Source organism: Oerskovia sp. NPDC060338 (genome assembly GCF_042726295.1).
In the GTDB taxonomy this organism is placed as follows: Bacteria; Actinomycetota; Actinomycetes; order Actinomycetales; family Cellulomonadaceae; genus Oerskovia; species Oerskovia merdavium.
In genome coordinates this window covers 157,215-174,878 of the sequence record NZ_JBHXCQ010000010.1, presented here as the reverse complement: position 1 = coordinate 174,878, position 17,664 = coordinate 157,215, and the positions used below count along the sequence as shown (strand labels likewise).

Annotated in this window: 17 protein-coding genes; 5 read left to right on the top strand and 12 right to left on the bottom strand. The window is 71.5% G+C overall.

What is annotated here, in order from left to right; genetic code table 11:
* Positions 1 to 144 precede the first annotated feature (144 nt).
* From ACFWGN_RS13805 to ACFWGN_RS13795, 3 genes are all read right to left on the bottom strand, one after another.
* Complete coding sequence (locus ACFWGN_RS13805) at positions 145 to 1,236, bottom strand: BMP family protein (protein ID WP_377617607.1); 1,092 nt, start codon at positions 1,234 to 1,236, stop codon at positions 145 to 147.
* A gap of 357 nt (positions 1,237 to 1,593) precedes the next feature.
* Positions 1,594 to 2,799, bottom strand: a complete 1,206-nt coding sequence (locus ACFWGN_RS13800; RefSeq protein WP_191803854.1) for an amidohydrolase — start codon at positions 2,797 to 2,799, stop codon at positions 1,594 to 1,596.
* A gap of 225 nt (positions 2,800 to 3,024) precedes the next feature.
* Complete coding sequence (locus ACFWGN_RS13795; RefSeq protein ID WP_068625338.1) at positions 3,025 to 4,188, bottom strand: mannose-1-phosphate guanylyltransferase; 1,164 nt, start codon at positions 4,186 to 4,188, stop codon at positions 3,025 to 3,027.
* A gap of 324 nt (positions 4,189 to 4,512) precedes the next feature.
* On the opposite strand from ACFWGN_RS13795, the gene sdhC reads away from it, so the two are divergent.
* The 4 genes from sdhC to ACFWGN_RS13775 all read left to right on the top strand — a co-directional run bounded on the left by sdhC (position 4,513) and on the right by ACFWGN_RS13775 (position 8,047).
* Complete coding sequence (gene sdhC, locus ACFWGN_RS13790) at positions 4,513 to 4,896, top strand: succinate dehydrogenase, cytochrome b556 subunit (protein WP_191803309.1); 384 nt, start codon at positions 4,513 to 4,515, stop codon at positions 4,894 to 4,896.
* Positions 4,896 to 5,357: a succinate dehydrogenase hydrophobic membrane anchor subunit gene (locus ACFWGN_RS13785; RefSeq protein ID WP_056650313.1), complete on the top strand. Its 462-nt coding sequence runs from the start codon at positions 4,896 to 4,898 to the stop codon at positions 5,355 to 5,357. Before sdhC ends, ACFWGN_RS13785 begins: the two co-directional genes overlap by 1 nt.
* An 84-nt stretch (positions 5,358 to 5,441) precedes the next feature.
* Positions 5,442 to 7,274 carry a succinate dehydrogenase flavoprotein subunit gene (gene sdhA / locus ACFWGN_RS13780; RefSeq protein ID WP_377617519.1) on the top strand — a complete coding sequence of 611 codons (1,833 nt, stop codon included), beginning with the start codon at positions 5,442 to 5,444 and terminating at the stop codon, positions 7,272 to 7,274.
* On the top strand, positions 7,274 to 8,047 hold the full coding sequence (locus ACFWGN_RS13775) for a succinate dehydrogenase iron-sulfur subunit (protein ID WP_056650307.1): 774 nt from the start codon (positions 7,274 to 7,276) through the stop codon (positions 8,045 to 8,047). Before sdhA ends, ACFWGN_RS13775 begins: the two co-directional genes overlap by 1 nt.
* A gap of 69 nt (positions 8,048 to 8,116) precedes the next feature.
* On the opposite strand, the gene ACFWGN_RS13770 is transcribed toward ACFWGN_RS13775, so the two are convergent.
* From ACFWGN_RS13770 to sigE, 7 genes are all read right to left on the bottom strand, one after another.
* Positions 8,117 to 9,178, bottom strand: coding sequence for a YihY/virulence factor BrkB family protein (locus ACFWGN_RS13770; protein WP_377617517.1), 1,062 nt, complete (start codon positions 9,176 to 9,178; stop codon positions 8,117 to 8,119).
* A 29-nt stretch (positions 9,179 to 9,207) separates the two neighbouring features.
* Positions 9,208 to 9,759 (bottom strand): 2'-5' RNA ligase family protein, encoded by a 552-nt coding sequence (locus ACFWGN_RS13765; protein ID WP_377617515.1) that lies wholly within the window; start codon positions 9,757 to 9,759, stop codon positions 9,208 to 9,210.
* Positions 9,759 to 10,796, bottom strand: coding sequence for a tryptophan--tRNA ligase (trpS, locus tag ACFWGN_RS13760; RefSeq protein WP_377617513.1), 1,038 nt, complete (start codon positions 10,794 to 10,796; stop codon positions 9,759 to 9,761). Before trpS ends, ACFWGN_RS13765 begins: the two co-directional genes overlap by 1 nt.
* Positions 10,797 to 10,866: 70 nt before the next feature.
* Positions 10,867 to 11,241, bottom strand: coding sequence for a twin-arginine translocase TatA/TatE family subunit (locus tag ACFWGN_RS13755; RefSeq protein WP_377617512.1), 375 nt, complete (start codon positions 11,239 to 11,241; stop codon positions 10,867 to 10,869).
* Between the two features lie 9 nt (positions 11,242 to 11,250).
* On the bottom strand, positions 11,251 to 13,101 hold the full coding sequence (locus ACFWGN_RS13750; protein WP_377617511.1) for a trypsin-like peptidase domain-containing protein: 1,851 nt from the start codon (positions 13,099 to 13,101) through the stop codon (positions 11,251 to 11,253).
* The gene (locus ACFWGN_RS13745; protein WP_377617510.1) at positions 13,098 to 14,096 is read right to left on the bottom strand and encodes an anti-sigma factor family protein; all 999 of its coding nucleotides are present in this window, start codon (positions 14,094 to 14,096) and stop codon (positions 13,098 to 13,100) included. The genes ACFWGN_RS13750 and ACFWGN_RS13745 overlap by 4 nt, the downstream gene beginning before the upstream one ends.
* Complete coding sequence (sigE, locus tag ACFWGN_RS13740) at positions 14,093 to 14,722, bottom strand: RNA polymerase sigma factor SigE (protein WP_377617508.1); 630 nt, start codon at positions 14,720 to 14,722, stop codon at positions 14,093 to 14,095. The genes ACFWGN_RS13745 and sigE overlap by 4 nt, the downstream gene beginning before the upstream one ends.
* A gap of 227 nt (positions 14,723 to 14,949) precedes the next feature.
* Here sigE and ACFWGN_RS13735 point away from each other — a divergent pair, with 227 nt between their 5' ends.
* The gene (locus ACFWGN_RS13735; protein WP_377617605.1) at positions 14,950 to 15,600 is read left to right on the top strand and encodes an O-methyltransferase; all 651 of its coding nucleotides are present in this window, start codon (positions 14,950 to 14,952) and stop codon (positions 15,598 to 15,600) included.
* Between the two features lie 154 nt (positions 15,601 to 15,754).
* Here ACFWGN_RS13735 and ACFWGN_RS13730 read toward each other — a convergent pair whose 3' ends face one another.
* Both ACFWGN_RS13730 and ACFWGN_RS13725 read right to left on the bottom strand, forming a co-directional pair.
* Positions 15,755 to 17,311 carry a leucyl aminopeptidase family protein gene (locus ACFWGN_RS13730; RefSeq protein ID WP_377617507.1) on the bottom strand — a complete coding sequence of 519 codons (1,557 nt, stop codon included), beginning with the start codon at positions 17,309 to 17,311 and terminating at the stop codon, positions 15,755 to 15,757.
* A 78-nt stretch (positions 17,312 to 17,389) separates the two neighbouring features.
* Positions 17,390 to 17,557: a DUF3117 domain-containing protein gene (locus ACFWGN_RS13725; protein ID WP_064506638.1), complete on the bottom strand. Its 168-nt coding sequence runs from the start codon at positions 17,555 to 17,557 to the stop codon at positions 17,390 to 17,392.
* Positions 17,558 to 17,664 lie beyond the last annotated feature (107 nt).

Genomic DNA, 17,664 nt, shown 5'->3' with positions numbered 1-17,664 from the left:
ATTTGTGTTTGGGGGGGTGGTTTTTTTTTATAACCCCCCCCCCTTCGTGCCCCGGCCCCTTTGGCTTGTGTTTTACCCACACGTGGGGGCGCGCGGCCGGGGGGGGGGGGGGGGGCCGCCCCCACCACGAGGTACAGCGTCAGGTCACGGCGAGCTCGGGGACTCCACGACGATGGTGCCGTCGATGATGTCCTTGCGGAGCTGGTCGATCTCGTCCTTGAGCTCCTGCGGGACCTTGGACTCGAAGTCGTGGTACGGCGCGATGTCCACGCCGCCGTTCTCGAGCGTGCCCACGTAGGGCTCGTTCGAGAACTCGTCCTCGGAGGCTGCGGTGATGACGTCCTCGACGCCCGCACCGATCTCCTTGAGGACCGAGGTCAGGATCAGGTCGCCCGAGTCGGGGTTGGTCTCGAAGCCGTCGGCGTCGACCCAGATGACCGAGACGTCGGTCGCGTCCTTGGCCGCGGCGAGCGTGCCGACACCGACAGGACCGGCGACGGGCATGATGATGTCCGCGCCCTGGTCGATGAAGGTCTGCGTGAGCTGCTGGCCCTGGGACTGGTCCTCGAAGCCGCCGGCGAACGAGCCGTTCTGCGTCTCCTTGTTCCAGCCGAGGGTCTTGACGTCGGTGCCGTGCGTCTCGTTGTAGTTCGCGACGCCGTCGACGAAGCCGTCCATGAAGATCGTCACGGACGGGATCTGCAGACCGCCGTAGGTGGCGACCGTGCCCGTCTTGCTCATGCCCGCGGCGAGGTAGCCGGCGAGGAACGAGGCCTGGGCGGTGTCGAAGCTGATGGGCTTGACGTTGTCGAGCTCGATCGTGTTGCCGTCAGCGTCTTGCGCCGTCGAGTCGACGATCGCGAAGTCGACGTCGGCGTTCGCCTGGGCCGCGTCGCCCGTGGCGGTCGCGAGCAGGAAGCCGACCGTGACGATGATGTTGCAGTTCTCGGAGATCAGGTTATCGATGTTCGGAGCGAAGTTCGACTCCTCCTTCGACTCCGCCGTGGCGGTCTGGATGCCCAGGTTCTTCTCGGCAGCCATGAGGCCGTTGTAGCCCGACTCGTTGAACGACTTGTCGTCGAACCCGCCGGCGTCGGACACCATGCAGGCCTTGAAGCTCGACTCGGAGCCTCCCGCCGTTCCCGTGCTGCCACCCTCGTCGGGCGCGCTGCCACATGCGGCCAGCGTCAGCGCGGCGACCGCCGCGAGCGCGGTCATCTGCGTTGCTCTCTTCACCATGAGCTCCTGTCGATCTCGTCGTTGGCCTCACGGAGATGACCGGGACCCACCCGCGCGCCGTTGCACGGGAAGGTCACGGAGTCCGTCTGCCTGTATGGATCGAACACTAGCCACGTCCTTGAATCGTGGACGTTACTTGCGGGTAACGACGCCGCTTCGTTATGGAAGCGTCATCTGGCGTCTCAGCCGTGGTCGTTCTCGGTCCACGGATCGGACACCTGGTTGTGTCGAGCAACCACGACGGGCGACTGCTGGGGACTCCGCGAGCCGTCCGGCCGCCACCGCTGGACCGGTCCGGGTGCCCGCCGCGCCCGTCGCCGAGCGCGCCCTGCTCGCCGTGCCCGCCCTGCCCGCTCAGCCCAGCGCGACGCGCGCGAGCAGCCGGACCCCGGCACCGATCGCCGACTCGTCGACCTGCAGGTCGCCCTGGTGGATGTCGTACGAGCGGCCGCCGGGCGTCCGGGTCCCGAGCCGCGCCATGGCGCCGGGCACCTTGGTCAGGTACCAGGCGAAGTCCTCCCCCCCGAGCGACTGCTCGGTCAGCAGCACCGAGGCCGGCCCGAGCACGTCGCGCGCTGCCGCCTCGAGCGCCCCCGTGCAGTCCTCGGCGTTCTCGACCGGCGGCACGCCGCGCGTGTGGTTCACGGTCACCTCGACCTCGTAGGGGGCCACGACCTGCTCGACCGCGTCGTGGAGCACCTGCCCCGCGAACTCCCAGGCCCGCACGTCGAGGCAGCGCAGCGTCCCCCGGACGGTCCCGGTGCTGGGGATCGCGTTGTGCGCCGACCCTGCGTGCACCGCGCCCCACGTGAGGTTGACGCCCGAGCGCGGGTCGAGCCGGCGCCCGAGCACCGCGGGCACCTGGGTGATGACCTGGCCGAGCGCGTAGACGACGTCGCCCGTCAGGTGCGGGCGTGACGTGTGGCCGCCGGGCGAGGTGATGGTCACCGACACCTCGTCCGAGGCCGAGGTGATGGGGCCGATGCGCGTACCGATCTGCCCGGCGTCGACCTTGGGGTCGCAGTGGACCGCGTAGATCTCGTCGACGCCGTCGAGACCGCCCTGCGCGATCACGTCGAGCGAGCCACCGGGCTGGACCTCCTCGGCGGGCTGGAAGATCAGCCGCACGGGGCGCGTGAGCTCTCCTCGCTGCGCGAGCTCGGCCAGGACCAGGCCTGCCCCGAGCACCACGGTCGTGTGGACGTCGTGACCGCACGCGTGCGCGACCCCCGGGACGGTCGAGGCCCACGGCAGCTCGCAGCGGTCCTGGAGCGGCAGCGCATCGATGTCGGCTCGCAGCGCGACCCGCCCGCGCGTCTCGCCGTCGGGCCCCTCGGCTCCTCCGACGTCGCACACCAGCCCGGTGCCCTGCAGCAGGCGCGGCACGAGCCCGGCTGCGCGCAGGCGGTCGGCGATCAGCGCCGTGGTGCGGGTCTCGGCCCGCGAGACCTCGGGGTGCGCGTGGATGTCTCGCCGGATCGCGACGAGCTCGTCCGCGAGCGAGGCCGCGACGGCCGCGACGCGGTCCCCGGCCTCGGTCCGCCCGCCGCCCGACGGCAGCGACGGGGTGCGGTCGTTCTGGGTGCTCTCCTCAGGCGTGCTCACACGCCGAGACTAACGCCGACCTGCGACGGCGGGGCGGGACGGTCACGCACCGGACGGCGAGAGGACCGCGCGGCCCGCGCTGCGCCGTCGGGCTGCGTGGGAGCTCCTCCCACGGCCCGACGGCGCCGCTCGCCCAGGTGCGCGAGCGCACGCCCGCCCCGGGCGCACAGGTGGGAAGAGTCAGAGCAGCTCGTCGAGCCCGCGCTCGCGCACCGCGTCGACCATGGACTTGACCTGCTGGGCACGCGCCCGCGTCGTGACCAGGAGCGCGTCGGGCGTGTCGACGACCACGACGTCGTCGAGGCCGAGGATCGTCACGACGCGCTCGCTCGCCGGGACGACAACCGAGCCCGCACTCTCGAGCCGGACGACCCGGCCTGCGTCCCCCAGGACCTTGGAGCCCGACTCGTCCGCAGCGGGCAGCAGGGCGGCGAGCGAGTTGAAGTCACCCACGTCGTCCCAGCCGAAGTTCCCCGGGACCACCGCGACCCCGCCCACGGCCGCGACGGGCTCGGCGACCGCGTGGTCGATCGCGATCTTCTCGAGCCCGGGCCACTCGTCCGCGAGGACCTGGTCCCGCTCGGGCGTGTCCCAGGCCGCGGCGATCCGTCGCAGCCCGTCGTGGAGCTCGGGGCGCTGGTCGGCCAGGTGCCCGAGCAGGACCGAGGTCCGCGTGATGAACATGCCCGCGTTCCAGCGGTACTCCCCCGAGCGCACGTAGCGCTGCGCGGTCAGGGCGTCGGGCTTCTCCGTGAAGCCCTCTGCGTGCAGACCGGTCGGAGCCCCCTCGAGGCCGAGCGGCGCCCCGCTGCGGACGTAGCCGAACGCGGTGGAGGGCCTCGACGCCGCGATGCCGACCGTGACGACGTAGCCCGCCCGCGCGGCCTCCACGCCCTCCCGGACGGCCTGCTCGAACGCCGCCTGCCCCGTGATGACCTGGTCGGCCGCGAACGAGCCGATCACCACGTCGCCGTGACGCTGCTCGAGGACCGCGGCCGCCAGCCCGATGGCCGCCATCGAGTCCCGGGGCGACGGCTCGGCGAGCACCGAGTCCTCGTCGAGCCCCGGCAGCTGCGTCCTGGCCGAGGCCACGTGCTGGCGGCCCGTGACCAGGACGATGCCCCCCTCGCCCGTCAGGGGCGCCAGGCGGTCGACCGTGGCCTGGAGCAGCGAGCGCCCGGTGCCCGCGAGGTCGAGCAGGAACTTGGGGTTGCCCCGTCGGGACAGAGGCCACAGCCGTGTCCCGGCCCCACCCGCGGGGATCACGGCATAGAAGCCGGGGACGGCCCGGTCGTCCGTGGACGACCCACCGGGAGCAGGGGCAGGCGCAGGAGTGGTCGACATGCTCGAAGCATAGTGACCACGGGTCGAGACGCCGTCCGGGACGCCCGCGAGACCGGTCCTCCACAGTTCCCTCACGCCCTGTGGAATGAGTCACAATCCGGGGTGGGCGGGCCGCTTGGGAGCCCAGGCGGTCCGCAACCTGACGCCGATGTCACTATGGTGGAACCCCAGAGACGGATATCGACGGACTCCGGCGAGCCCTGGATCTGCCGCTCCTCCCGACTCCTCGGAGCCTCGAGACGGAGCGGTCGTGAACGGCCACCGGCGGACGACGTCGTCCAGCTCGATATCTCACCCCTGAACTCGCCACAGGAGGCCCCTAAAGTGCCCAGTGCACCTGCTGGCACGCTGTACCGCGGCCGTGAAGGCATGTGGTCGTGGGTCGCGCATCGCGTGACCGGCGTGCTCATCTTCTTCTTCCTCCTCGTGCACGTGCTGGACACAGCGCTGGTACGAGTCTCGCCCGAGGCGTACGACGCCGTGATCGGCACGTACAAGACCGTGATCATGGGACTCGGTGAGGCCGGCCTGGTCGCCGCCATCGTGTTCCACGCCTTCAACGGTGTCCGGATCATCCTCGTGGACTTCTGGGCCAAGGGCCCCAAGTACCAGCGCACCATGCTGTGGGTCGTCGTCGGTCTGTTCGTCGTGACCATGGCGGGCTTCCTGCCCCGCCACCTCATGAACGTCTTCGGAGGTGGGCACTGATGGGCACCACGACCACCAGCTCTCCGCTCGCGGCCCCCCGCGACCCGTACAAGCGTCAGAAGACGACGCGCTCGAACTACGAGCTGTACAGCTGGGTCTTCATGCGCGCCTCGGGCGTCGTGCTGATCGTCCTGATCTTCGGGCACCTCTTCGTGAACCTCATGGTCGGCGAGGGCGTCCACGCGATCGACTTCGGCTTCGTCGCCGGCAAGTGGGCCTCGCCGTTCTGGCAGGTCTGGGACCTCCTGATGCTCTGGCTCGCGATGATCCACGGCACCAACGGCGTCCGCACCATCATCAACGACTACGCCCAGCGCGACGGCACCCGCATGGTGCTCAAGTGGGCCCTGTACCTGGCCTTCGTGATCGTCACCGTGCTCGGCACCCTCGTGGTCTTCACGTTCGACCCGTGCCCGCCGAACGCGCTGGACTACCAGCTCCCGTCGTTCTGCACCGCCTGACGGACCTGCCGGTCGACGTTCCCCCAGACGCCGCCTGACAGCCCCCGTCCCCCTTCCCACTCGTCACAGGAGGCATCGACACCGATGCAAACCCATCAGTACGACGTCGTCATCGTCGGAGCAGGCGGCGCCGGCATGCGCGCGGCGCTGGAGTCGTCCGGCAAGGTCCGCACGGCGGTCATCTCGAAGCTCTACCCCACGCGGTCCCACACCGGCGCGGCGCAGGGCGGCATGTGCGCCGCCCTCGCGAACGTCGAGGAGGACAACTGGGAGTGGCACACGTTCGACACGGTCAAGGGCGGCGACTACCTCGTCGACCAGGACGCCGCGGAGATCATGGCCAAGGAGGCCATCGACGCGGTCCTCGACCTCGAGCGCATGGGCCTGCCGTTCAACCGCACGCCCGAGGGCAAGATCGACCAGCGACGCTTCGGCGGCCACACGCGCAACCACGGCGAGGCCGCGGTGCGCCGCTCCTGCTACGCCGCGGACCGCACGGGTCACATGATCCTCCAGACGCTCTACCAGAACTGCGTCAAGCAAGACGTCGAGTTCTTCAACGAGTTCTACGTCCTGGACCTCATCACGGACCACGACCTCGCGGCAGAGGACGTGCCGGACGGCGAGACGGTCAACGCGACCGGCGTCGTCGCGTACGACCTGGCGACCGGCGAGATCCACGTCTTCCAGGCCAAGGCGATCATCTTCGCCACAGGCGGCGCCGGCAAGATCTTCAAGACGACGTCGAACGCGCACACGCTCACCGGTGACGGCATGGCCCTGGCCTACCGTCGCGGCCTGCCGCTCGAGGACATGGAGTTCTTCCAGTTCCACCCGACAGGTCTCGCCGGGCTCGGCATCCTCCTCTCGGAGGCCGCCCGCGGTGAGGGCGGCATCTTGCGCAACGGCGAGGGCGAGCGCTTCATGGAGCGCTACGCCCCGACCATCAAGGACCTCGCGCCGCGCGACATCGTCGCGCGGTCGATGGCCAACGAGGTCCGCGAGGGACGCGGCGCCGGGCCGGACAAGGACTACGTCCTGCTCGACCTGACGCACCTCGAGCCCGCGCACATCGACGCCAAGCTCCCGGACATCACGGAGTTCGCGCGCACGTACCTCGGGATCGAGCCCTACACCGAGCCCGTGCCCGTCTACCCCACGGCGCACTACGCCATGGGCGGCATCCCGACCAACGTCGGTGGCGAGGTCCTGCGTGACGGGCACAACGTCGTCCGCGGCCTGTACGCGGCCGGAGAGGTCGCGTGCGTCTCGGTCCACGGCTCCAACCGCCTCGGGACCAACTCGCTCCTGGACATCAACGTGTTCGGCAAGCGCGCGGGCCGTCAGGCCGCCGCGTACGCCGCGACCGCCGAGTACCGCGACCTGCCGGAGAACCCCGCCGCCGCGGTGATCGCCCAGCTCGACGAGATGCGCAACCGTCCCGACGGCGAGCGCGTGGCGGACGTCCGCAAGGCGCTCCAGGAGACCATGGACGCCAACGCCCAGGTGTTCCGCACGGGCGAGTCGCTCAACCAGGCGCTCTCGGACATCCGCACCCTCCAGGACCGCTACCGCAAGGTCTCGGTCCAGGACAAGGGACGCCTGTTCAACACCGACCTGCTCGAGGCCATCGAGCTCGGCTTCCTCCTCGACATCGCCGAGGTCACGGTCATCGCGGCCATCAACCGCAAGGAGTCGCGCGGCGGTCACTACCGCGAGGACTTCCCGGACCGCGACGACGCCAACTACATGCTCCACACGATGGCCTACCGTCGCCCCACGGCCGCCGGCGACACCGCCGACGGGCACGTGGAGGGATACTTCGACCACGTCGAGGAGTTCGATTCCTACAAGATCGTGCTGGGTTCCAAGCCCGTCACCCAGACCCGGTACGAGCCCATGGAGCGTAAGTACTGATGACTGCCACACTCGAAGCCCCTGCCGGTTCGGAGAAGACCGAGGTCGGCGCCGTGCCCTCCTTCGAGGTCACGATCAAGCTCCGCCGCTACAACCCCGAGTCCGAGCACGGCGAGGACGCGTACTGGGAGGAGTACACGGTCCTGGCCCACGGCACGGACCGCGTGCTCGACGCGCTGCACAAGATCAAGTGGGAGCACGACGGCTCGCTGACCTTCCGTCGCTCGTGCGCCCACGGGATCTGCGGCTCGGACGCGATGCGCATCAACGGCCGTAACCGCCTGGCGTGCAAGACGCTCCTCAAGGACGTCAACCCGGACAAGCCGATCACCGTCGAGCCCATCAAGGGACTGCCGGTCATCAAGGACCTGGTCGTCGACATGGAGCCGTTCTTCGCCTCCTACCGCGAGATCATGCCGTTCCTCATCACGTCGGGGAACGAGCCGAGCAAGGAGCGCCTGCAGTCGGCCGAGCAGCGCGAGCGCTTCGACGACACGACCAAGTGCATCCTGTGCGCGGCGTGCACGTCCTCGTGCCCCGTGTTCTGGACCGACGGCCAGTACTTCGGTCCGGCCGCGATCGTCAACGCGCACCGGTTCATCTTCGACTCGCGCGACGACGGTGCGACGCAGCGCCTGGAGATCCTCAACGACAAGGAGGGCGTGTGGCGCTGCCGCACGACCTTCAACTGCACCGAGGCGTGCCCTCGTGGCATCGAGATCACCAAGGCGATCCAGGAGGTCAAGCGCGCGATGATCACCCGCGCGTTCTGACGCTCCTCCCGCACTGCCCGACGGCGGTCCCCGGCTCCGGCCGGCGGGCCGCCGTCGGCGTCTGGCGGCTCAGATCTTGACGGACACCCGCGGCTCGCGGCCGCGCCGCACCCCGCGCACCACGGGACTCCAGGGATACCCGTAGCCGGCCCCGCGTCGGACCTCCGCCTCGAGCCGCTCCTCCTGCTCGGCCTCGGCCTGCGCACGCAGCTCGTCCGCGGTCGGTTGCGCGGGCGGGTCCGCGATCCAGGCCGCGACCATGAGCAGGATCCGGGTCACGAAGTTCGCGAGGAGCAGGATCGTGACGAACGTGGCGAACGAGCCCAGCAGGGCGTTGCGGGACGAGCTGCCGACGATCACGCTCGTCCCGAGGTAGCGCAGGACCCCGAAGGCTGCCGCGGCCGTCAGGGCACCGATGTACAGGTCCTTGCGGGGTGGGCGTACTCCCGCGACGAAGCGGATGATGAGCAGGACCACGACGGCGTCGAAGAAGAGCCCGACGAAGATGCCGACCACGGGCACCAGGACCGACGCCAGGACACCATGGCCGAAGAGCGTCGCCCCGAGGGTCTGGACCACGACCGTCGCGGCCGCGGAGATGACGACGCTGATACCCAGCACGGCGAACCCACCGAGCTCGCGCAGCTTGGACAGGACCGGGTTCTGCCCCACGTTCGTCAGCGAGAACATCGCGCGGGTCGAGGTGCGCAGCGCGGCCATGAAGGAGATCGCGCTGAAGAGCAGCACGAACACCGCGATGATGCTCGACAGGTCGAAGCCACGGTCGAGGATCAGCTGGTCGGGCGAGATGATGCCCGGGCCGTCGGGAGTCTGCTTGATCAGTCCCGGGATCGCCTTGTCGATCTGCGTGAAGATCTCGTCCCGCAGCTCCTCGCGGTTGCCCAGGAAGGCCATGAAGGCCGTGTAGAAGATCGTCAGGCCGGCGAACAGCGAGAACAGGGCCGAGTAGGCCATGCCGCCGCACAGGAGCGCCCCCCGCTGGACCCCGTACTGCGCGAGGGCCCGAGCGGGCCGGGTCGTGTTCCACCAGGCCTGCACCGCCTTGGCCCGGGTCGTGAGCCGAGCCACCAGGCCAGGAGCCTCGTCGTCGGGCGTCGTGGGAGAGGTCATCGCCCGAGCCTAGGAGAGGAAGCCCCGGCTCACCCGTCCGACAGACCGGAGAGCTCGAACCGGCGGGCCGGACGCCAGACCCCGTCGTCGCCGTGCTCGTAGAGATGGATGCCCGTGACGTCGAACGCGGCCTCGAACCCCGCCATCTCCTCGAACGCCAGGTCTAGCGCCTCGTCGTCGACCTCGTGGGCGACCGTGACGTGCGGGTGGTAGTTGAACCGGAGCTCCTGGTCCAGCACGCCCGAGCGCACCGCGCCCTCGAGCTCCTCGCACTCCGCGATGCCCTGCGCGACGATCACGAAGACCACGGGCGACACGGGCCGGAACGTCCCGCTGCCACGCAGGATGACCCGGAACGGCGCAGCCTGCGCGCTCACGCGCTCGAGGTGCCCGTACACCTCGTCGAGGGCCGACTCGTCCACGACCGTCGGGCCGAGCAACGTGATGTGCGGGGGGATGTCCCCGGCGAAGGGGTCGCCGAACGCGGCACGAGCCTCCTGGAGCGCAGGGCCGAACGGCTCGGGAATCTCGATCGCGATGCCGATCCGCACCTGCGACGGACCGCGCTCGGGCAGGTTCATCAGCGGGTCCGACGGGCCGGCAGCAGGCCGACGCGGTCGTAGATGCGGTCCAGGGTGGTCTGGGCGAGCCCGCGCGCACGCTCGGCCCCCCGGGCCAGGACCGCGTCGAGCTCGGCCGGGTCGGACAGGTACTCGTTCGCGCGAGCCTGGAACGGCGTCAGGAAGTCCACGACGACCTCGGCGAGGTCCACCTTCAGGTGCCCGTACCCCTTGCCCTCGTAGTCGGCGGCGATCGCCTCGACCGGACGCGAGGTCAGGGCCGAGAAGATGGTGAGCAGGTTGGAGATGCCCGGCTTGTTCGCCGGGTCGTAGCGGATCTCGTTGTCCGAGTCCGTCGCCGCGGAGCGGATGCGCTTCGCGGCCGCCTTGGGGTCCTCCAGGAGCCAGATGACGCCCTTGCCGCCCGACGACGACTTGCTCATCTTGGCGGTCGGTTCCTGCAGGTCGTAGATCTTCGCCACGGCCTTGACGATGTGGGGCTCGGGGACCACGGCGGTGTCCTCGCCGAACCGTGAGTTGAGGCGCTCCGCGAGGTTGCGGGCCAGCTCGAGGTGCTGCCGCTGGTCCTCGCCCACGGGCACGAGCGCCGCGTCGTAGAGCAGGATGTCCGCGGCCATCAGGACCGGGTAGGTGAAGAGGCCCACGGTCGTGCCGTCGGTGCCCTGCTTCGCGGACTTGTCCTTGAACTGGGTCATGCGACCCGCCTCGCCGAAGCCCGTCTGGCACGACAGCACCCACGCCAGCTCAGCGTGCTCGGGGACGTGCGACTGCACGAACAGCGTCGAGGTCTCGGGGTCGACTCCCCCGGCCAGGTACTGCGCTGCGGTACGACGCGTGCGCTCGCGCAGCTTCGCGGGCTCGGGGTTGACCGTCAGGGCGTGCATGTCCACGACGCAGTAGATCGCGTCGTACGACTCCTGCAGCGCGACCCATTGGCTCAGAGCCCCGATGTAGTTGCCCAGCTGGAGCGAATCCTCCGTGGGCTGCATCCCCGAGAAGATGCGTGGACGCCGTTCACCGGGAACCTCGTTGACCATTGCCCCATTCTGACAGGTCGACGTGCGTCGACCGAATCCGGGTCGTTCCCTGGGATCCAGGCCAGTTCGCTCAGGTCGCCTCGTCGTCGAACGGCGCCGGGACACGCACGCCGTCCGCGTCCGTGGGCGGCGGTGGCGGCGGCGGGACGGGCGACGCGCCACGGGGCCGCGAGGACGTGCCCAGCAGGTCGTCGTCGTCGAGCAGCGCCTCCCGGACGATGCGTCGCGGGTCGTACTGACGAGGGTCCAGCTTGGACCAGTCGACGTCGCCCACCTCCGGCCCCAGCTCCTCGTCGACGCGCGACTTGGCGTCCTTGAGGAAGCCGCGGGCCGTGCGGACGAACGCGCCGAGCTGCTCGGCGTAGCGGGGCAGTCGCTCGGGACCGATGACGATCACGGCGACGACGAGGAGGACGACGAACTCGGCGCCGTTGATACCGAACACGCGGTCAGACTACTCGCTCGTGGCTTCGTCGAGCACCACGCGGACGTCGCGCTCGTCGTCGCCGGTGCGCACACGCAGGGTCACGGTGTCCCCGGGTGCCTTCGCGCGGATCGCGACGATGAGCTCGTCGCTCAGGCTCACGGGCCTCCCGTCGATCGCGAGGATGACGTCTCCGGCCTGGATCCCGGCGGCGTCCGCGGGACCGCCCGCGGTCACTGGCGACTGCCCGCCCTGCGGTTCGGTCGTGACCTGGACGCCCTCGCCCTGGTAGCGCGAGTCGAGCAGGACCCCGATCACCGGGTAGGTGGCGGTGCCCTTCTCGATCAGCTCCTCGGCCGTGCGCCGGGCCTGGTCGGAGGGGATCGCGAAACCGAGGCCGATGCTGCCCGTCGCGCCACCCGTGCCCGGCGGCTGCGCGATCGCGGAGTTCACGCCCACGACCTCGCCCGCACCGTTGACCAGCGGTCCGCCCGAGTTCCCCGGGTTGATGGCCGCATCCGTCTGGATCGCGTTGATGAACGCGGTCTCGGCCGAGTCGCCTGCCGCGACGGGACGGTTCAGCGCGCTGACGATCCCGGTCGTGACCGTCCCGTTGAGCCCGAGCGGGGCACCGATCGCGACGACGGGGTCACCGACGCCCACGGCGTCCGAGTCGCCCAGCACGAGCGGGGTCAGGCCGGCCTCGTCGACCTTGACGACCGCGAGGTCGTAGTCCGCGGTCCGACCGACGATCGTGGCCGGACGCTCGCTCCCGTCCGCGAAGAGCACCGTGACCTTGCCGCCGTCCGCGCCGCCGGCGACCACGTGGTTGTTGGTGAGGATGTAGCCGTCCTCACGGATCACGAAGCCGGAGCCCGTCGAGATCCCGTCCGCGCCCTCGACCTGCAGGGACACGACGCTCGGGAGCACGGTCGCGGCGATCGCGGCGACCGATCCCTCGGGGCGCTCGGCCTCAGGGCTCGTCCCTGCGAGCGGGAGCGACGCGCTGACCGGACGGCGCTGGGTGCCGTCGGCGATCCGGTCGGCGGCGATGCCACCGACCGCGCCCGCCACGAGGGCGAGCGCCGCGATACCCGCCACGGCACCGACGCCGATCCGGCGACGAGGCTTCTGCGCCGGCGGCGGGGGCGGTGCACCCCAGTGCTCGGCGGGCGTCGTGGGGCCCTGCGGGTCGGGTTCGCCGGGCAGGCCGTCCGCTCCCGGATACCCCGGCTGCGGCGGGGTGGCTCCGTGCTGCGCTGGACCGCCCGGTGTGGCCGTGGGGTGCTGGTACGCGGCGTACGGGGGCCGGCCGGCCGGCCCCTGCGGGGCGTATCCCGGCAGGCCCTGTCGGGCGACGGGCAGCGCGCCCAGGGGCGCCCCGTACGGGCGGGTGTCGTGCGGACCGGGCGGCGGCACGGGGCCGGGAGCCGCGTGGCTCGCCCCCGGCGCGCCCGGGGACAGGGGGGCGGTCGGGGTGGACCGGAACGCCGACGGCGGAGCGAAGGGGTTCGGAGCTGCCGGGGGCAGCGCGGGGGCCGGGACAGGCACGGGCACCTCCTCGGTGCGCTGCCCTGCCCCGGGGGTCGGTGCGGGCTCCGAAGGGGTGCTCGGCTCCGGCGCAACCGGCTCGCCGCCGGACCGGTGAACCGGTGCAGGAGCGTCCGGCGCCACGGCCGACGGCGGCGCCTCGACCGACGATGCACCCAGCACCTCGGGGGCGTCCGTCTGCGGGGTCGACGCCTGCTCGGGCGACGACGGCACGTCCTCCGACGGTCCAGATCCGTTCACCGACACGGGCGCGTGCTCGGGCGAGCTCTCGTGAGGCGGCGCAGCGGGCTGTGGCTCGGCGGGGTCCAGCGCTGAGTCGTGTGCGGTCATGGGGTGCCCAAGGCTCCTGTCATGGTCGTCCATCCCCGGGAGATGCGGGCCGGGACCCCCGCGTCGAAGTCGTGCGCGGGGAACGTCGCCACGAACGAGGCGAGGACGTCCTTGCTCACCTCTGCCACGACGTCGATCACCGTGTCCCCAGCCTGCCACACCAGGTGAGGCGGCTCGTCGGACAGGACGTAGACGGCGCGCCCCTCGAAGCCCTCCGAGCGCGAGAGGCTCGACGTGTCCAGCCGGCCGACCTGCTCGCGCACCACGATGGTTCCCTCGGGGCCGGCGAGGTCCACGCGGAGCACGTCGCCCTCGGATCCGACGAGCCGGACCGACGTAACGTCGAACCCGTCGAGGATCCCCGACGGGCTCGTCCACCCGTTCTCCGCCATCCACGCGAGCGCCGTCGAGTCCGCGAGGTCCACGCCACCGGAACCGCCACCGGCCCCACCGTCCTCGGAGATCTCCGGCAGGACGGGGACGAGGGCCACCTCGGTGGCTCCCGCCGCCGAGGCACCGCCGGCCTCGGCCAGCACGGTCAGGGGCGACGCGACGTGACGGTCCGGCACCACGACCGGCCGGTCACCGAGCGTGAAGAGCGCGACGGCCAGCACGGCGACCCCGCTCGATGCGGCGACGAGAACGCGACGGGAGCGGCGTCGTCGGGCATGAGCGGCGATGTCTCCCGTGAGCGCGCAGCTCAGCGCCCCCGCCTCCGGAGGGGGCGCCCACGGGTCGCGCACGGCCGGCCCCTGGCGCAGCGGGTCTCCGTCGACCTCCGGGATCTGGGCCGAGAGGGCCAGGAGCCGGGAGGTCAGGTCCGTCGTCGGCAGCACGTCGCGCGCGCACGACAGGCGCTTGCGGACCGCGCGCGCCACCGCGAGCTCGGCCGCGCACTGGTCGCACCCTGCGACGTGCGTCAGCGCCCGCTCGCGCATCGCGGGCGAGAGCTGGTCGTCGGCCAGCGCGCTGATGAGGGTCCCGAGGTGCGTCATGGTCCCCCCGGTGCGGTGCGGACCGCCAGGGCCGTCAGCTGGTCGACCGCAGCGTCCTCGGACGGCGTGCCGTCCGTGGCCGCACGCTCGGACGGGTCACGGTGCGGCAGCGCCGCACGCAGCTGCGAGCGCGCACGGTGGATGCGCGAACGCACCGTGCCGAGCTTGATGCCCAGCGTGACCGCGATCTCCTCGTAGCTCAGCCCCTCGATGTCGCACAGCACGACCGCCGCCCGGTACTCGGGCGAGAGGGCGTCGAGCGCGCGCTGGACGTCGTGGTCGAGGTTCGTGTGCTCGTACCCTCGCTCCGGGTGCGTCATCTCCCCCGTGGCCGCGTACTGGGCCGAGTCCTCGCCCATGGCCTCCATGCGGATGCGCTGCTTGCGCCGCACCTGGTCCAGGAAGAGGTTCGTGGTGATGCGGTGCAGCCACCCCTCGAACGTCCCCGGGGTGTAGCTCGACAACGACCGGAAGACGCGGATGAACGTCTCCTGGGTCAGGTCCTCGGCGTCGTGCTGGTTCCCGGTCAGGCGGTACGCCAGCCGGTACACGCGCGCGGAGTGCTCCCGCACGATCTGGTCCCACGAGGGGGGCGTCCAGGGCTGGGCACTCACGTCACTGCTCACACGGTCCATTGTCCCCGTACAACGCCGTGCGTCGCGCATCCGTTCCCGGCGTCGCGCGGACGTGCGCACCACGTCCACGAAACCTCCCCCGGACGGGGGCTCATCCAGCGCCACGGAGCCCGCGGGCCGGTACGATCGCCTCACCTGCACCGCGCAGGACGGCAGCACCGCAGCAGTCCGTCCGGGGTTCCCCGGAGACGCGCGGTGCCCGAGACCAGGAGGGCCCTATCACCACCGACATCGGCCGGACGAACGCCAAGGCGTCGAGCTGGACCTACTGCGAGGAGTTCGTGCCGGAGGACGACGTCCTCCTGCGCGCTCGCGAGCGTGCCGCCGAGCTGGGCTGCCCCGCAGTCCTGCCCGGCGTGGGCGCCGTGCTCCAGGCTCTCGCGGCCGCGCTGGGCGCCCGCTCGGTCGTCGAGATCGGCACGGGCACGGGTGTCGCGTCGCTCTGGCTCCTGCGCGGGATGCCCGAGGACGGCGTCCTGACGACCATCGACGTCGAGGTCGAGCACCAGCGTGCCGCCAAGGACGCCTTCGCCGAGGCCGGGATCCGCGCCACCAGGACCCGGACCATCCCCGGTCGTGCGAGCGACGTCCTGCCCCGACTCACCGACGGCGCGTACGACCTGGTCCTGGTCGGGGCCGACCGTCACAGCTATCCCGAGTACGTCGAGCAGGCGCTGCGTCTCCTGCGCCCGGGCGGCATCGTCGCGGTCGACGGTGCGCTCGTCGGCGACCGCGTCGCAGACCCCGCCCGGCGCGACGAGATCACCGCGATCGTGCGCGAGGTGGGACGCTCGCTGCGCGCCGACGACCGCGTCCTGCCCGCACTGATCCCGAGCGGCGACGGACTGCTCCTCGGCGTGCGCCGGTAGCCCAGGGACGTCCGGGCAGCAGAGAGCACCGGCCGGACCACCGCACGCGTCGTTCCGCGCAGCCGGCGCGGGCGTGAGACAGGACGAGGGCCCCTCACCCGCCGAACGGGTGAGGGGCCCTCGTCGTGCACCCGGCAGATCGCCGGGCGTGACCTCAGCGCAGGTCGGCGAGGTACCGGAGCAGGAGGCGCGCCCCGTAGCCCGTCGGCCCCTCGGTGACCTCGTGCCGCGAAGCCGTGGCCCGTGCCGGCCCGGCGATGTCGAGGTGGACCCAGGGCAGCCCTCCCGTGAACTCCCGCAGGAAGAGGGCGGCCGTGATGGATCCGCCGCCGCCTCCGGCCTCGAGCGGCACGTGCCGCAGGTCTGCGACGGTCGAGCGCAGCGCGGACGTGTAGTCCTCGACGAGGGGCATGTGCCAGACGCGTTCGCCCGTCGCGTCGGCAGCGGCCTCGAGGCCTGCCACCAGCTCGGGAGCGGTCGCGTAGAGGGCCGCATGGCCCCGTCCGAGGCCGACGCTCGCGGCGCCGGTCAAGGTCGCGACGTCGATCAGCAGGTCCGGCGCGAGCTCGGAGACCGCATAGCCGAGCGCGTCCGCGAGGACCAGGCGACCCTCGGCGTCGGTGTTCGCGACCTCGACCGTGCGTCCCGAGTAGGTGCGCAGCACGTCCCCGGGACGGTACGAGTCCGCACCGAAGTGGTTCTCGGCGAGCGGGAGGACCGCGGTGACCTGGTGCCGGATACCGGCCTCTGCGGCACCGAGCACCACGGCCAGCGCGACGGCGGCCCCGGCCATGTCGGTCTTCATGGGCACCATGGCCTCACGGGGCTTGATCGAGAGCCCACCGGTGTCATAAGTGATGCCCTTGCCGACGAGGACGACGTGCTGGTCGGCGTCCTCCGGCACGTACGTGATCGTCACGAGCCGGGGCGGGCTCGCCGAGGCCGCACCCACGGCCAGCAGGGCTCCGAACCCCTTCGCCGCGAGCTCGCGCGGGCCGAGGACCTGGGTCTCGAGGCCTCCGGCCTCGGCGAGATCCGTCGCCTGCTGGGCGAACCAGGCCGGGTCCTTGATGTTGGACGGCGTGTTCGACAGGTCGCGCACGAGCCACGTCGCGCTCGCCGCGATCCGTGCAGCGATGATCTGCTGCTCGGCGCCCTCGCCGAGGAGGACGAGCTGTTCCGCGGCCGCACGCGGGTCCGGGGCCGGCCCACGCACCTTGCGGCTCGGGGCGGCTCCGCCGAAGCGTGGCGTGCGGTAGGCCGCGAGCAGGTACCCCTCGACGAACGCCGTCACACCGCTGGGGGTGGCGTCGGCCGTCGCTGCGCTCACGACGCGCTCGAGCCCGCGCGTCGCCCCGGCCAGCGCGGCTCCCGCGCGTCGGAGCTCGAGGTCGGAGCCTGCTCCGATCCCGAGCAGCACGATCGTGGACGGGAGCCCTGCCCAGGGCAGCGGGTTGGCCGCGCCCGCGTGGGTGCGCGGCAGGTCGACGGTCGTGACCTCGCCGGCCGCGCCCCGGAAGCCCGAGCCTCCGGAGCGGTCGGCCAGCTCTGCGAGGTCTATCCCGTAGCGCGCGGCCGCGTCCACGGTCCCCGCGCGCGGCTGCAGTCCGTCCTCCTCCTCGAGCGGAGGAGCGACGGCCACCACGAGGGCGGAGACCGCGTCGTCCGTCAGGAACGGGCAGTCCAGGACGGTGCCCGGCGTCTCGACCACCTCGGGGAGGTGCCGAGGGGCTCCTCCGACGGGAGGTAGGTCCAGGAGCGGTTGTGCGTCGCGCGCGGTCAAGGCGTCTCAGCCCACGACGGCTTGGAGCGCCTCGCCCAGCTCGCTGGCCTCGGTCGCGTTGAGCTCCACCACGAGTCGACCGCCACCCTCGAGCGGGACACGCATGACGATGCCGCGGCCCTCCTTGGTGACCTCGAGCGGGCCATCCCCCGTACGCGGCTTCATCGCAGCCATTGTGGGCTCTCCATTCCGTAGTCCAGTACTGCTGTGGTCGGCGTCCCGGCAGGGTGGCAGCACGTCGCCGCGCCGACCGCCCGAGGACGCCCGTGCACCATTCTAGT